The sequence below is a fragment of the Streptomyces sp. A 4/2 genome, assembly GCF_940670765.1.
In the GTDB taxonomy this organism is placed as follows: Bacteria; Actinomycetota; Actinomycetes; order Streptomycetales; family Streptomycetaceae; genus Streptomyces.
Map to the genome: position 1 here is coordinate 72,828 of NZ_CALNVW010000046.1, position 14,991 is coordinate 87,818.

At 71.4% G+C, this 14,991-nt stretch carries 16 protein-coding genes; all 16 read left to right on the top strand.

The features are described from left to right. Positions 1-58 precede the first annotated feature (58 nt). The 16 genes from NBY69_RS30885 (at position 59) to NBY69_RS30960 (ending at position 14,961) form a co-directional block, all read left to right on the top strand. Positions 59-781, top strand: a complete 723-nt coding sequence (locus NBY69_RS30885; RefSeq protein WP_250305197.1) for an HNH endonuclease family protein — start codon at positions 59-61, stop codon at positions 779-781. Then, complete coding sequence (locus NBY69_RS30890) at positions 781-1,818, top strand: hypothetical protein (protein ID WP_250305198.1); 1,038 nt, start codon at positions 781-783, stop codon at positions 1,816-1,818. Before NBY69_RS30885 ends, NBY69_RS30890 begins: the two co-directional genes overlap by 1 nt. Then, the gene (locus tag NBY69_RS30895; protein ID WP_250305199.1) at positions 1,805-2,164 is read left to right on the top strand and encodes a hypothetical protein; all 360 of its coding nucleotides are present in this window, start codon (positions 1,805-1,807) and stop codon (positions 2,162-2,164) included. Before NBY69_RS30890 ends, NBY69_RS30895 begins: the two co-directional genes overlap by 14 nt. A gap of 502 nt (positions 2,165-2,666) precedes the next feature. After that, positions 2,667-3,128 (top strand): helix-turn-helix transcriptional regulator, encoded by a 462-nt coding sequence (locus NBY69_RS30900; RefSeq protein WP_250305200.1) that lies wholly within the window; start codon positions 2,667-2,669, stop codon positions 3,126-3,128. A 145-nt stretch (positions 3,129-3,273) separates the two neighbouring features. After that, the gene (locus tag NBY69_RS30905; RefSeq protein WP_250305201.1) at positions 3,274-3,855 is read left to right on the top strand and encodes a hypothetical protein; all 582 of its coding nucleotides are present in this window, start codon (positions 3,274-3,276) and stop codon (positions 3,853-3,855) included. After that, on the top strand, positions 3,849-4,835 hold the full coding sequence (locus NBY69_RS30910; RefSeq protein WP_250305202.1) for a hypothetical protein: 987 nt from the start codon (positions 3,849-3,851) through the stop codon (positions 4,833-4,835). The genes NBY69_RS30905 and NBY69_RS30910 overlap by 7 nt, the downstream gene beginning before the upstream one ends. Before the next feature lie 29 nt (positions 4,836-4,864). Continuing rightward, complete coding sequence (locus NBY69_RS30915) at positions 4,865-5,554, top strand: SAF domain-containing protein (RefSeq protein ID WP_250305203.1); 690 nt, start codon at positions 4,865-4,867, stop codon at positions 5,552-5,554. A gap of 1 nt (position 5,555) precedes the next feature. Beyond that, positions 5,556-6,410, top strand: a complete 855-nt coding sequence (locus NBY69_RS30920; protein WP_250305204.1) for a hypothetical protein — start codon at positions 5,556-5,558, stop codon at positions 6,408-6,410. After that, positions 6,397-7,938, top strand: coding sequence for a CpaF family protein (locus tag NBY69_RS30925; protein WP_250305205.1), 1,542 nt, complete (start codon positions 6,397-6,399; stop codon positions 7,936-7,938). The genes NBY69_RS30920 and NBY69_RS30925 overlap by 14 nt, the downstream gene beginning before the upstream one ends. Next, the gene (locus NBY69_RS30930; RefSeq protein ID WP_250305206.1) at positions 7,938-8,831 is read left to right on the top strand and encodes a type II secretion system F family protein; all 894 of its coding nucleotides are present in this window, start codon (positions 7,938-7,940) and stop codon (positions 8,829-8,831) included. The genes NBY69_RS30925 and NBY69_RS30930 overlap by 1 nt, the downstream gene beginning before the upstream one ends. Continuing rightward, on the top strand, positions 8,828-9,724 hold the full coding sequence (locus NBY69_RS30935; protein ID WP_250305207.1) for a type II secretion system F family protein: 897 nt from the start codon (positions 8,828-8,830) through the stop codon (positions 9,722-9,724). The genes NBY69_RS30930 and NBY69_RS30935 overlap by 4 nt, the downstream gene beginning before the upstream one ends. 26 nt (positions 9,725-9,750) lie before the next feature. Next, the gene (locus NBY69_RS30940) at positions 9,751-9,981 is read left to right on the top strand and encodes a hypothetical protein (protein ID WP_250305208.1); all 231 of its coding nucleotides are present in this window, start codon (positions 9,751-9,753) and stop codon (positions 9,979-9,981) included. After that, positions 9,982-10,389: a TadE/TadG family type IV pilus assembly protein gene (locus tag NBY69_RS30945; RefSeq protein WP_250305209.1), complete on the top strand. Its 408-nt coding sequence runs from the start codon at positions 9,982-9,984 to the stop codon at positions 10,387-10,389. Beyond that, complete coding sequence (locus NBY69_RS30950) at positions 10,386-10,835, top strand: TadE/TadG family type IV pilus assembly protein (RefSeq protein WP_250305210.1); 450 nt, start codon at positions 10,386-10,388, stop codon at positions 10,833-10,835. Before NBY69_RS30945 ends, NBY69_RS30950 begins: the two co-directional genes overlap by 4 nt. Next, positions 10,832-11,284: a pilus assembly protein TadG-related protein gene (locus NBY69_RS30955; protein ID WP_250305211.1), complete on the top strand. Its 453-nt coding sequence runs from the start codon at positions 10,832-10,834 to the stop codon at positions 11,282-11,284. Before NBY69_RS30950 ends, NBY69_RS30955 begins: the two co-directional genes overlap by 4 nt. Positions 11,285-11,292: 8 nt before the next feature. After that, a complete protein-coding gene (locus tag NBY69_RS30960) occupies positions 11,293-14,961 on the top strand; it encodes a LysM peptidoglycan-binding domain-containing protein (protein WP_250305212.1) in 3,669 nt (1,222 codons plus the stop codon). Positions 14,962-14,991 lie beyond the last annotated feature (30 nt).

Sequence of the window (14,991 nt, forward strand, 5' to 3'; positions counted from 1 at the left end):
GCCGCGCGGCACCTCTATGGGATGACGCGCACCTCCGACCAGTCAGGAGCACCACTCCATGCCCCGCCCTCTTCGCACCGCGGCCATCGGCGCCGCCCTCGCTGCGGCAGCCACGCTCGCCGCCTGCACCCCCGTCGACGTCGTGAAGTCGGCGCCCGAGGCCGCAGCCGGGCCCATGATGTCCGCCACGGCCGCCCTCCGGGAGCTCGACCAGCTCACCGTCAAGGGGAGAGCTCCCCAGACCGGGTACAGCCGCGACCAGTTCGGTCCGGCCTGGAGCGACAGCAGCACTGCGCCGGGAAGCCACAACGGCTGCTCGACCCGCGACGACGTCCTCGCCCGCGATCTGTCCGACGTCGTGCGACAGGGTCCGTGCACCGTCGTCTCCGGGGTGCTCCACGACCCGTACACCGCGCGCACGATCGCCTTCACCCGCGGCGTCAAGACGTCGTTGGCCGTGCAGATCGACCACATCGTGCCCCTGAGCCTCAGCTGGCAGACCGGCGCGCAGCAGCTGAGCGCGGCCGAGCGGCTCAGCCTCGCGAACGACCCGCTCAACCTGGTGGCGGTCGACGGCCCGACGAACGAGGCGAAGGGCGACGGCGACGCCGCCACCTGGCTTCCGCCGAACAAGCTGATCCGCTGCGGCTACGCGCAGCGCCAGATCGCGGTGAAGGCGAAGTACAAGCTCTGGGTGACCCCTCCGGAGAAGGACGCGCTGCGCCGCGTCCTGGCCAGCTGCCCCGGGCCGGCTCTGCCGGGTGAGGGGGCGTCCAAGTGATGGGCGAGTTCAGGGGCGGGCTCCGGCTGCTCCCCTACGGCGGTGACGTGGACCGCTGGCACCGCGAAACGGTCCACGCCCTGCAGTACCACCTCGCCGCGTCGGGACAGAGCCGCGCCGGCGCCGCGGCCTTCGAGTCCGCCGTCGGCGCGGTGCGGCAGGTGGAGCGGACGGAGTGGGGCTGGGTCCGGTGGGGGTACCCGCTGGAGTCGGAGGTGCGGTTCGAGGACGCCTTCCCCGCGGAGGTCGGGGTGGTCGCCCCGGCCTCGGGCGCACGGGCGGCATCGCTTCTCGCCCGTACTGTGTGGGGGCGGCGGCCGGCGCCGTTCCTGCGGAGGATCGGCGGCGCCGAGCTGCCGGCCGCGGTGAGCGTGGTGCGCTTGGCCGTGGTCGTGGCCGCGGCCCTGCTGCTCGCCCCGGCGCTGCGTGAGCACCTTTCCTCGGGAGCGGCCCTGACCACGGCCGTGGCGGCCGGCGTCGCGCTGGCTTGGGGCGGGCCGGGTCTCGCCGCGATCGTCACCCGTCGCCATGTGCGGGTCGTGGATGCCGCCGTCCCTCGGGCGGAGTGCATCCACCGGCTCCTGGCCCTGCAGCAGGAGGTGGCTGAGGCGGCAACGGCGTCGGGAGTGGCCGAGCTTCGGCGCGCTGCCGAGGCCGGACACCGGTTCCTGTGGGACGCCGCCGGCCTGGTGCTGGCCGCCGGCGAGGACGGGGCCGGTCTCGACGTCGTCCAGGAGTACGAGGCCGCCTACCGGCGGCTGGGTGTGGCGGCTGCTGCGGCCCTGGGCGAGCGGGAGCGCCTGGAGCACCGGCTGGCGGATTTGGACGAAGCGGGGCGCGGGGCCGAGGCGCCGGGTGCCTACCTCGGCAGCCGGCGGGCCCGGCTCGTCGAGGAGGCAGCGCCGGCGCAGCTCCTCGACGAACTCGCCGCGGGGCTGGACGAGCTGGCCGCCGGCCTGCGGGACGCCCAGCAGGCCGTCGCGCGTACGGCCGATGTGACGCCTCGGAGCGGGGAGCAGCGCCATGAAGGCCGGTAAGCGGTGGTCCGCGCCCGGGACCGCGCGCGAGGGTGCGCGGGATCCGCTGGCGGCCGAGCGGGCGCGTCTGGCTGCGGCGTCGTTCGCCCGGGGTGTGGTGTGGGCGGTGCTGACGGTCAGCCTGCTGGGGACCGTGGTGACGGCGCCCTACCTTCCGAGTCCCTGGGGCAGGCCGGTGTTGCTGCTCGCTCTCCTTGGCGGCCTGGTGTCCGGACTGGTCACGCTCTACCGGCTGTTCATCGCGTTCCTGGCGTTGCTCGCGCTCGGACGGGTCGCGGTTCCGGGCCGGCTGGGTGCGCGCTCGAAGCCCGCTTCGGAGCCCGCGCGTCCACATGAGGGGTCGTGATCTCCGCCACAGCGGGCACTGGGCGCCGCGGCGGCACCCAGTGCCTCGCCGGACGGGGGCGCGGGACCTTCGGCATGGCCGAAAGTACGGGGTTGTCCGGTGCGACTCCGCAGGGCAATGGGCGCTCTACCGACCGCTGCCGGACAGATGACCAGGTCAGCGCCACACTAGAACAGATCGGACATAAGCCGCAAAGCGCAAGATCATCGTCAGAATAGATCTTGACGGCCGGAAAAGGCCGTGCAAGATTCGTATAAGTTACCGGTCAGATTCAGTCACGGGGCGAGCACTATCCGCACACACGCGTGCGGTCACGGGGAGGGGGGTCGTGTGCATTTCAACGGAATGCTGACTCCCAATCAGATTTGGGGCGCAAGCCAATCCGAAGCAGCGCGGACGTACTTGGCGGCCGGGCACCACGCCGCCTCACCTTCTGCTTTCGGCTCGGGCGGGATCCCGTCCGCCGAGGGGCGCCTCGAGATCCCCGTCGGGACGGAGCAAGGTGGCAAGCCGCGGAGTAGCAGCCTTCAGCGCCGCCGCCCTGCGTCGACTGCGCACCAGGGCCTCCCTCTCGCAGGACGAGCTGGCGGCCATGGCCCGCGTGCGCGGGGCGCGGGTGGCCGGCACCCACATCTGCCTGTACGAACAGGGCCGACGAAAGCCGCAGTTGCCGACGGCGCAAGCCCTCGCCGACAGCCTGAGAGTGCCGCTGGAGTCACTCCTGTCGACCGGCAGGTCGGACGATGTACAGCGGCTTCGGCTGTTGGCCGGCTGGAGCCAGCGAGCGCTGGCGCACCGGCTGGGCGTCGCCCAGGCCCGGTGGTCGCGGATCGAGCGGGGCCTCGCGTCGCTCGACGAGTCGAAGTTCCGGCTGGCCGCCGAACTGCTGAAGGTGACGGTCGAGCAGCTGTTGCGCTCACTGGACGCCGTCACCGGCAGCCGGCTGCCACGGGGCCGTCGCTAAAAGCATGTGACGACTCCCCAGCAGGCGATTTAGGCTCCATATCCATTTGATCAACCGTTTGCGTACTGGACGCGGAATTCCGCGGTCCGCCTAATTCCCATGTCCTTTCAGCTTTCTGACCACCACTCATCAGGGGGATATGCCAGTGGCACCTTCATTCAGTGTTGAGATACGCCGGGCCGGCGTCTCCGCGGTGGTGGCCGCGGCCGCCGTGGCACTGCTGGCCGGCTGTGGGTCGGGCGGCGGGGACGCCAAGGCGAGCGCATCACCGTCCGCCTCGGCGACGTCGGCCACCCCTTCGCCCAACCCCAGCACCACCGCGACCGAGCAGGTCCTCGCCGCGTACCGGGGGATGTGGGCCGAGCAGACCAAGCTCTACAGCTCGGGGAGCTTCTCCGGCTCGAAGCTGGAGGAGTACGCAGCCGACAAGGCGCTCTCCAAGGTCAAGGCGGCCGCGCTGTACTACCAGGGCAACGGCCTGGTAGTGAAGGGCGCCCCGGTGCTGTCCCCGAAGGTCACCGACCTGTCGCTGGACACCAATCCGCGGACCGCGACCGTCGTGGACTGCGTCGACAGCTCGAACTTCGTCCCGGAGAACGCCAAGACGGGCAAGAAGTCGGACCTCGACGGTGCCAACCGGCGCCACGTACAGACCTCGAAGGCGTACTACGGCAGCAACAAGTGGCTGATCGTCGACTCCACCATCGACAAGGACAGCACGTGCTGAGCCGCAGAGGGGCGGGTGCGCTGACCGGCGCTCTCATCGCGCTGCTGGTCGCGCTCACCGTGCCCGTCGGCACAGCCAGCGCCGACGGTGGTGTCAAGTGCCCTGACCTCGTCCCTGACTGCGACATCAACGTCGGCGGCGGAGGAGGCGGAGGCGGCGGAGGCACAGGCGGCGGAGGCGGCACCGGCGGAGGCGGCGGTAGTGGTGGCGGCGGAGCTGCTACCTGCGTCATCCACTGGAAGAACCCCAACGGCAAGGAAGTCGGCGAGGTGCCCTGCTACGAGGAGGGCGTCGGCTGGTTCAACTACACGGACCAGTGCTACTGGGACCTCCTCAACCCCCAGCCCGCCCCGGACGCCCCTGACTGGCAGTGGGGCAGCGGAGCGCCTTCGGACCCAGCGGCCCGGGGCAAGGGGAAGGCGTACAACGTCATCTGCCCAGGCATCGGCCGTGAGCTGGCCGGCGGCACCAGCTGGAGCCTGAACCCGCCTCCGGGCTTCGGCGGCGGCCCCTCCCCGGAGGAGCTCGCCCAGGAGGCCATCAAGAAGATGCGGCTGCTCGGAGCCCAGATCGGCACGGCGCCGGGTACCGGCACGACCGGCATCGTCGGCATGCCCGTGTGGATCTGGAACGTGAAGACCGACCGCACCTGGGGCCCCGTCTCCGCGAGCGCCTCGGCCGGTGGCATCACGGTCAACGCCACGGCCAACGTGCAGAAGATCGTCTACACGATGGGCGACGGCGGCGGCGTGACCTGCACCAGCGCAGGCACTCCCTACAAGGAGTCCTACGGCGGCAGCACCTCTCCCGACTGCGGCTACCGGTACACCAAGACCTCCAGCGCCTTCTCCGTCAGCGCCGTCACCACCTGGACGGTGCACTGGGAGGGCGGAGGCCAGCAGGGCGACATCACCACGACCCGAGCCTCCGGAGGCGTGAACCTCGCCATCGGCGAAGCCCAGGTCGTCGCCAAGCCGTGACTCGCCCGCACACGTAAGGAACTACCCAGATGAGCACCACCACGGGGCCCGCCCCCGAGACCACCGATCAGCAGACGCCCGCTCCCAAGTCGATCGTCCGCCAGCCCGTCGTCCGCCGACGCCGCCCCGGCTTCATCGCCATGGCCGTCGCGCTGATCGCGGTCGGCGTCGGCGCCAACGCGTGGCTGTACATGTCCACGGGCAACCGCGAGCCCGTCGTCGCCATCGCGCACGACGTGCCGATGGGCGCCCAGCTCACCGCCGACGACCTCGTGGAAGCCCGGATCGCCACCGACCCGGTCCTCACTCCCGTACCGGCCAGCCAGCTGAAGAAGATGATCGGCAAGCGCACCACCGTGGGCCTGACCAAGGGCAGCCTGCTGACCACCCAGTCGGTCACCGACCAGCCGCTGATCAAGCAGGGCCAGTCGCTGGTGGGTGTCTCGCTCTCCCCGGCGCAGATCCCCGCCAGCCAGCTGAGCCCCGGCCAGAAGGTCAACGTCATCCACACGCCGAAGAACAACGCCGTTGCTGCCGACGGCGCCGCCGGCGGCAACAAGAACACCACCGTGCAGGCCGTCGTCATCGAGGTGGGCAAGGCCGACAACAGCGGCGACCGCGTCGTGGACCTGGCCGCCAACACCCTTGACGGCGCGACCCTGGCCCAGTGGTCAGCGAACGGCGAGGCCTCCCTCGTCGTCGTGCCGTCGGGGAGCTGACATGGCCGTCATCGCCTTCGCCGGCGCCAGCGGCGGCCCCGGAGTGACCGCGACCGCCCTCGCGGCGCTGCTCACCTGGCCGCTCCCGCAGGGACGCCGCGCCATCCTGGCCGAGTGCGACCCGGACGGCGGCTCGATCGCCGCGGGCTATCTCGAGTCGCGGATCCTGGGCGACTACGGCCTGCACAACCTGGAGGTCGCCCACCGCCGCCGCCAGCTCGACCAGGAGTTCTGGTACCAGCTGATCGACCTGTCCGACAAGGACACCCAGGACCGTCTGCTGCTGCCCGGCCTGACCAACCCCGCCCAGGCCGCCGGCCTCAGCCAGGTCTGGCAGCGCCTCGGCCTGCTCTTCGAGCAGCTGCAGACCCAGGACCCCGGCTACGACGTCCTGGTGGACCTCGGCCGCTCGGGGGCCACCGGCACGGCCAGCGCCCTGGCCAGGTCCGCGGACATCGTCGCCGTCGTCGTACGCCGTACCCTGCGCTCGGCCAACGCCGCCAAGCCGCGGGTCGAGGCGCTGCGCGCCGCACTCGAGGTCCGCGGCCGCGACAGCAGCCGGCTCGGCCTGGTGGTGATCGACGACGGGGACTTCCGTCCGCGGGACATCTCCGAGCAGCTCCAACTGCCCATCTTCGCCACCCTCCCCCACGACCCGAGGGCCGCGCAGGTCCTCTCCCACGGCGGCGACGGCGGCCGGTACTTCGGCCGCTCCGCCCTGTTGCGCGAAGCGCGCGCCATGTCCGAACAACTGCGCGGCCTCGCCGTCCAGGAGCAGCAGAGGCTCCTCGCGCCGGCGGCGCGTCCGCAGACCGTCCTCGACCGAATGAAGGGAGCTGTCAATGCAGCGCGGTAAGCCCCTGTACGCGCCGGGCCAGGCCTCGTACCTGCCCCAGCAGGTCCCCGTCGCGGGATTCCCCGTCGTGCCCGGCCCGGTGGCCCCGGCCCCGGTGACGGCGCAGACGCCGGCCGGGGACGGCCGCGTGGTCTCCCGCAAGTCCCTGTGGGACTGGGAGACCGTCAACAGCCTGCGCGAGGAGCTCAGCCGCCAGATGGCGCCCGAGTTCCAGGCGTACAGGGAGAGCAACAAGCGGGACATGCCCGCCGACGACTCCGAGCAGCGCGGCTGGGAGCTCATCAACGAGCTCGTCGCCCGCTGGGCTGCGGACTTCGCCGCGGCCCGGCAGATCTCGCCGGCCGAGTCGGACGAGACCACCCTCGCGCAGGCGGTGTTCGACGCCCAGTTCGCCCACGGCCGCCTCCAGCCTCACCTGGACGACCCGACGGTCGAGAACATCCTGATCAACGGGTGCGACGACGTGTGGATCGACTACACCGACCGCCCCCGGCAGAAGGTCGACCCCGTCGCGGAGAGCGACGAGGAACTCGTCGAGTTCCTCCAGATGCTCGCCCGCCGTCACGGCGCCGGCGAGCGGAGCCTGTCCAAGGCCTCGCCGACCCTGGCCCTGCGGCTGTCGGACACCTCGCGTCTGCAGGCGATGACCGAGTCCACCCCACGCCCGTACGTGACCATCCGAAAGCAGCGGATCCGCTCCGTCACGCTGGAGGACCTGGTCGAGTACGGCACCATCGACGCCGGGATGATGCACTTCCTCAAGGCCGCCATGGCCGCGGAGAAGAACATCATGATCTCGGGCACCCAGGGCGTCGGCAAGACCACGATGATCATCGCGCTGGCCCGCGAGATCGACCCCCAGGAACGCGTGGGAACGCTCGAGACCGAGTACGAGCTCTTCCTCCACGAGGTCGGGCACCTCAAGCAGGTCGTCCCGATGGAGGCCCGCGAAGGCAACGGCGAGAGGGTCGACGGCCGCGAGGTCGGCGAGATCGAGATCGCGGACCTCATCGCCCCCTCCCTGCGCATGATGCTTCGCCGCATGATCGTCGGAGAGGTCCGCTCCCGAGAGATCGTCCCCATGCTCCAGGCGATGTCCGCCGGTGAGGGCGGGTCGCTCTGCACCATCCACAGCCGCAAGGCCGAGGGCGTCTTCGCGCGCATCGCCCAGCTGTGCATCCAGCACGGCGACGGGATGACCCAGGAGCTGGCCTACCTGATCGCCGGCGCCGCGCTGGACTTCGTCGTCCACGTCAAGATGATCGACGAGACCCGCCTCGGCGGTAAGAAGGTCCGCTTCGTCGAGCAGATCCTGGAGGTCACCGGCGAGGCCAGCGAAACCGGCCTTCCCGCCACCAACAAGATCTACGCGCCGCGCCCCGGGCTCGACCCCCGCGCCGTGCCGACCGGCGTCAACCCGTCCTGCCTGGACGACCTGGTGCGCGCCGGTTTCAACCCGGAGTGGCTGCGCAACGAGAACGGCAACTGGGGCGGCCCGCTGGAGCTGAAGCGGACGGCGGTGGCCTGATGGGTCTGTTGATCGCCGGCTTCGCCGCGCTGTTCCTCATCGGGGGCCTCGTCCTGTTCGTCGTGGGCGTGCGCGGCACCGAGGTGTCCGACCGTCCGGTCAAGGTCAAGCGCACCCTCCCGCCGAAGACCAAGCGGCTGCGGCAGCTGCAGATCAGCGGCGCCGCCGTCGCCGGCATGCTGACCTGGCTGGTCTCCGGGTGGCTCCCCTCCGCCCTGCTGGTCGCCGGTGCCGTCTTCTTCCTGCCGTGGCTCATCAATCCGAACAAGGCGGCCAACGAGCAGATCGAGCGGCTGGACGCGCTCGCCCAGTGGACGAAGCGCCTCTCCGACCTGGTCCGTACCGGTACCGGCATCGAGGAGGCGATCGCGGTGTCGGTCCGCACAGCACCGCGGCCCATCGAGCGCGAGGTGGCGGACCTGGCGGTGCGCCTGCAGTCACGGGTCTCCGCAGGGGACGCGCTGACCGCGTTCGCGCGGGCGATCGGCGACCCGCGGGCGGACCTGGTCGCCGCGGCGCTGCTGCTGCGGATGAAGGACCGCGGGCCCGGCCTGGCGGACGTCCTGTCCGACCTGGCAGCCCGCACCTCCAACGTGGTCCGCCGCCGCCGCGACGTCGAAGCGGACCGCGCCAAGCACCGCACCACCACCCGCTGGATCTGCGCGATCACCCTGGTGGTGATCGTCGGGTTCTCCTTCAACAAGGCCTACATCGAGCCCTACGGCACCCCGCTGGGGATGCTCGTCCTGGTCATCCTGATGGCCGCGGTCGTCAGCTTGTTCTGGTGGATGAGCCGTCTCGGCATGGACAAGCCCCTTCCCGGCTTCATGGAGTACGACGATCGTGCCGCCGGCTCGGACGCCGACCCGGTGCTCGCGGAGGTGGCACGATGAACGAACTCACCGTCGCCCTGCTGGCCGGCGCCGGCATCGGACTGGGGCTGTTCTTCCTCGTCCGTGAACTGCTGCCCTCCGGACCCGCGCTCGGTCCCGCGCTGGAACGACTGCACGGCAAGGCCCAGGCCCCGGTCCGCCGCCGCGACGACCAGCGTCCGCTGATCGAGCGTGTCGGTGACCGGGTCGCCGAGCGGGTCAGGGACTGGCCCGGTGTCAGCGTGCCGGTCAAGAACCTCAACCTGGTCGGCGACAGCGTCGGCGAGTTCTTCGGCAGCAAGGCCCTGCACTTCGTCGTCGGGCTGCTCCTGCCGTCGTTCTTCTCGCTGGTCGTCACCCTCGCGGGTATCGACCTGCCCTTCTTCCTCACCGGCCTGGCCGGTGTGGCCGCCGGGGTGGGCCTGTGGTTCCTCCCCGACGCGCAGCTGGCCAAGCGGGCCGCCCAGGCCCGGGCGGAAGCGGCACAGGCCGTCATGGCCTACATGGAACTGGCCGCGATGGAGCGCATCTCCAGCTCCGGCGCCCAGGACACCCTGGAGCGGCCGGCCGAGGTCGGCAACGGCTGGGCCTTCCGCCGTATCCAGGCCGCCCTCGTCCGCGCCCGTCTCGACCGGGCGCCCGCCTGGGACGCGCTGCGCTCCATCGCCGACGAGCTCGACGTGCCCGCGGCCGGCGACATCGCCGACATCGTGGCCAGCGCCGGAACCGACGGCGCCGCGATCTACAGCACCCTGCGCAGCCGGGCCGAGAGCCTGGCCGACGAGCAGGCCGCCGCCGAGCAGGCCCGGGCGAACGCCGCCTCCGAGAGCCTGATCGTGCCGGTGACCTTGCTGTCCATGGTCCTGCTGGTCTTTTTCGGCTTCCCCTCCGTAGTCCGCATTTTCCTCGTCTGAACCGCACTCACAAGGAGCACATCACCATGAACACCTCTCCCGCTCTGCGCATGGCGGTCACCGCGTACACCGCGCTCGCGCACCTCCTGTCGACCGCCGAGCAGAAGTTCACCGACGCCCGCGAGGATGGCGACCGCGGCGACAACAACATCTCCACGATCATGTGGATCGTCGGCATCGTGGCGTTCGCGGCGATAGCCATCGCCGCGTTCAAGGTCCTCGGCCAGTCCAAGCTCGACGACATGAAGGGCCTGTAAGTGGCTCTTCGGGCACTCGCCCGTCGTATCCGGCAGCGGTGGCGGGAGGACGACGGCGACGCGAGCCTGCAGATGCTGATCTGTTTTCCCGCCGCCCTGCTGCTGAGCTTCATGGTGATCGAGACCTGCAACATCTACTTCGCCAAGCAGGCCGCCACCACCGCGGCCCGCGAGGCCGTCTCCGGGGCTCGCGCCTACGGCAACAGCACCGGAGACGGTGTCGCGCGGGCCAACGCCGTCTTCCAGCGCGTCGACGGCACCCTGGTCAACCCCCGGGTGAGCACGTCCGGCTCCAATGCGAACCGTGTCGTGTTCACCGTCACCGCCAAGGCACCATCCCTGCTCGGTCTCAGCATCACCGTCACCGAGCGCGCCACCGGCCCGGTAGAGAGGTGGACCACCCCGTGACCAGTCGCTTGCGGTTCCTGCGCCGCCTGCGTCGTTGCGACGACGACCGCGGCAGCGTCGCCATCGAGTTCGTGATGTGGGTCCCCGCCGCGATCCTGTTCCTCGCGATCGCGTTCGTGGCGGGGCGCATCGTCATGGCCGGCAGCGCCGTCGACTCCTCGGCCGCGGCCGCCGCGCGCGAGGCCTCGATCGCCCGCAGTCCCGGTGAGGCACAGACCAACGCGCGCACCGCCGCCGAGGTCGCGCTCTCGGACCAGAAGCTCAAGTGCGCCAACACCAGCGTCAGCGTGGACACCTCCGGCTTCAGCGCCCCGCTGGGGACCTACGGCGCGGTCACGGTGCGGGTCAGCTGCACCGTGCAGCTGAACGACCTCGGCTTCTCCATCGGGACCAAGACCGTCCAGTCCAGCTTCACCTCCGTGATCGACAGGTACAGGCAGCGATGAGCACCACCACCTCCGCCTCCCGCCTCGACTGGCTCCGCGACGACCGCGGCTCGCTGTCGATGTGGTGGCTCCTGATGGTCATTCCGATGTTCGTCATGCTCGGCCTGTGCTTCGACCTCGGCGGGAAGCTGCGCGATGTCGAGCGGGCGGACGCAATCGCCGCCGAGGCCGCGCGCGCCGGCGGCCAGGCGATCGACCCGGCGAAGGCGATCGCCGGAACGGCCGTCGTCCTGGACCCCGGTGCGGCGCAGCAGGCGGCCTACCAGTACCTCAACTCCGCCGGAGTCCGCGGCACGGTTACGGTCAGCGGCGACGGTAAGAGCATCAACGTCCACGTCACCATTCAGCACAAGACGATTTTCTTGCAGGTCATCGGCCAGTCCTCGCTTTCCGTCGAGGGTCACGCCAGCGCTGAGCTCCTGCACGGCATCGGCGCTCCGGAGGGATGATCCGCGCCATGACACCGACTCGCCCCCACACCGCCCGGCGCCGCCTCCGGGCGGTCGATGTCGTCCGCGGCCTGGTCAGCCTGGTGGTCCTGATCGCCCTCCTCGCGGGACTGCCCGTGCTGCTGTGGGCCCTCACCGGCGTGCTGCTGCCCGAAGGGGTGTCACTCGACGAGATCACCTCGCTGCTGACCAGCCACCAGCTGGGCGCGCCGTTCTTCGCCGTCGTCATGGCGATCGGCTGGATCGGCTGGTTCACGTTCGCCCTGTCCACCCTGCTGGAGATCCCCGCCCAGTTGCGCGGGCGCCCCACCCTGCGCCTGCCGGCCCTCGGCCTCCAGCAGCGGATGGCCGGCGCCCTGGTCAGCGCCGTCCTGGTGCTGCTGCCCGTCGGAACCGCCATGGCGGCGCCGGCCTCGGCCGCACCGGTCGTGACACACTCCCCCACCGCCGTCACCGCCCCGGCGACCGTGCAGGCGGGCACGACCGCCGACGCCCCGGCCGCCGCGGCGCGCACCGCCGACAAGCAACCGGGGACCTACACCGTCGAGGCCCGCGACAGCCTGTCGAAGATCGCCCTCAAGCAGCTCGGGGACGCCTCCAGATGGCGGGAGATCGCCACGGCCAACGACGGCAAGACCATGGTCGACGGGACGACGTTCTCGACCCGCAGCGCCCTCCAGCCTGGCTGGAAGCTGGCGATGCCGGGGGACTGGAACCCCACCGACCGTGAGCACCGGGTCCAGCCCGGCGAGACGCTGTCCTCGATCGCGGAGAAGGAACTCGGCAGCGCCGCCGACTACCCCAAGCTCGCCGAGCTGAACGAGGGCGTGCAGCAGCCGGACGGCCGGACCTTGACCGACCCGGACAAGATCTATCCCGGCTGGGAACTGCAGCTGCCGCACACCGCCGCCGCCCAGCCCTCCGGCGACACATCCGTCCCGGCGCAGACCCCGGACGCGGGAGGTGGCGGTCAGTCCGCCAACGGCACCGGGAACGGCCAGGGCACCGGATCGACCGCCGACACCCCCGCACCCCACACCGGCGACGGTGCGGGCCAGAGCAGCACCCCGACGGCGGAGCCCACCAAGGAAGCCCCCAAGTCCCCGGCGATCCCGGGCGCCGGCGCGGACCACAGCCAGCCGGCGGCCACCCCGAGCACCGCGCCCACGCACCCGCAGGCCGAGCAGCCCCAGGCCCCCGTAGCAGCGCCGGCCGACGATGCCGACGAGTCCTCCATTGCGTCGGTGGTCCTGGCCGTCACCAGCATGTTCGCCGCCGCCGTCCTGGCCGTCCTCGGCGGCCGACGCGCGCTCCAGCAACGCCGCCGCCGCCCGCGGCGGCGCATCCCGATGCCGCAGCAGGCCACCGCCACGGCCGACCTGGAGAAGCAGCTGCGGGCCGCGTCCGACCCTGAGGGCCTCGACCTGGTCGACGTCGCCCTGCGCACCCTGGCGGCCAGCTGCGCCAAGGCCGGCCAGCCGCTCCCGCCGCTGGAGGCCGTCCGTGTCACCGCCCGGGGCCTGGAGCTGTACCTGTCGGCGCCGACCCCGCAGATCCCCCCTTTCACCGAGATGGAGGAGGGCCCGGACCGCTGGTGGTGCCCGGCCCGGGGCGCCCAGCTCCTGGACGAGGACCAGGCCCACGACACCATGCCCCCCTACCCGGCGCTCGTCAGCCTCGGGGAGACCGAGGAGGGCGAACCGGTGCTCGTCAACCTCGAGTCCGTCGGCGCGCTGCGCCTGAGCGGCACCGGCACCGACATCCGCGCCGTCATGCTGGGCATGGCCGTCGAGCTGGCCTCCTCCGGCCTGTCCGACGACACCACGCTGCTCTTGGCCGGCCTCGGCGAGGAACTCGCCGGCGTCTTCCCCGTCCGTGTCGAGCACCAGGAGGATCTGGCTCAGGCCCTGCCGGAGTTGCGCGCGCACGACGCCCTGCAGCGCCGTGCTCTGGAGGCAGGCGACTTCGACGGTCTCGGCCAGGCCCGCCTGTCCGAGGACGGCGGCGACACCTGGATCCCCAAGGTGCTGATCGCCCCCACCGCCCCCAGCGGCGACGAGGCGGAGGCTCTTGCCGATCTGCTGTCCTCGCGGCCCCGTACCGCGACCGCGATCGTCACCGAGGCCGGAGACGAACTCGAGGTCCCCGGCGCGTGGACGCTTGCGGCCGCGCCCGGCAGCCTGGTGCAGCTGCCCGGTCTGGATCTGACAGTCACCCTGCAGAGGCTGGAGGACGAGGCATACCTGCCGCTGGTCCAACTGCTCGCCACGGCCGCCCGCACCGACGACGTCCCGGCCCCCGCCTGGACCCACGCGCCTGACGGCACCTCCGTGCCGAACGGCCCGAGTCCGGTCCCGCAGCGAGGCGACTCCGCCCTCGCACAGGACACGACGGAAGACGGCGCCGACGACGAGGACTCCACGCTGGAGGACGCCGACGAGCAGCCGCCCGCCGCTCTGCCGGCCGCTCCGATCGTGCAGGTGACGGTCAGCCCCCTCCGGTCCTCCTCGGCCACCGCGGTGCCCGACCTCGGCCTCAGCGCCCTGGCCCCCTCGGTCACCGGCGCGGCAGGCGGCGACCTCGTGGAGGAAGCCGAAGACGGAATCGCACCGGAGGTGGAGGCGTTGCCCAAGGGACTCTTCGACGAGACGCTCCAGCAGGTCCTTGACGAGCGCGGCGAGGAGGTCGTCGAGGAGGGCGAGGCACCCGAAGGGGGCGAGGAGCCCGAGGACCTGGACGAGCTCGCCGCCGGGCAGCCGCCGGAGGGCTCAGCCCTGTCCCCGGAGGCCCTGGGCCAGCCGGAGGACCACCCGGTCGAGCCGGAAGCCGCGCGTCCCGTACGTCCGGCCGCCCGGGTCACCGCCGTCACCTCCGGCGTGCTGGCCGCCCTGAACACGCCCCCGGACCCCCCGTCTGCCCCGCAGATCCGCGTCCTTGGACCCGTCGACGTGATCAGCACCCTCGGCAAGGTCGAGTCCTACCGCCGCAACGCGCTCACCGAAATCGCCGCCTGGCTGGCCCTGCACCCGGGCAAGTCCCGCCACGAGCTCGACGAAGCGGTCTGGCCCGGCCAGCGGATACTCGCCGACACCCGCAACACGGCGATCTCCAAGCTGAGGGCCTGGCTCGGCCGCGACCCCCTCCTGGAGGCCGCCGACCCGTCCGGCGCCTACCTGCCGACGATCAGCGGCGGCATCTACAGCTTCAACGACCAGGTCACCAGCGACTGGCAGGAGTTCCAGGCGTACTACCGGGAAGGGATGCACTACTCCGGTACGGAGGCCGACACGGCGCTGGCCAACGCGCTGGCGCTCGTCCGCGGCCGGCCTTTCAGCGACATCAACCAGTCCAAGTACGCCTGGGCCGAATACGACATCCAGGAGATGATCTCGGCGGTCGTGGACGTCGCACACGAGCTCGCCACCCGGCGCCTGGCCGTACGCGACTACCGTGCCGCGCTGGCGGCGGCTTCCCGCGGGCTGGTCTGCGACACGATGAGCGAGCTGCTCTACCGGGATCTGTTCACCATCTACAGCGCAACCGGTGACCGCCAGGGGATGGAGCGGACGGCTCATCAGCTGACGCGCATCGAGATCGAGAGCGGCTCCGATTCCGCGCCCGAGACGGTGGCCCTGATCAACGCGCTGATGGACGCGAACCGCATCGCGTCCGCCTGACCGGGCACGCGATAGGGGCCTGTCCACACC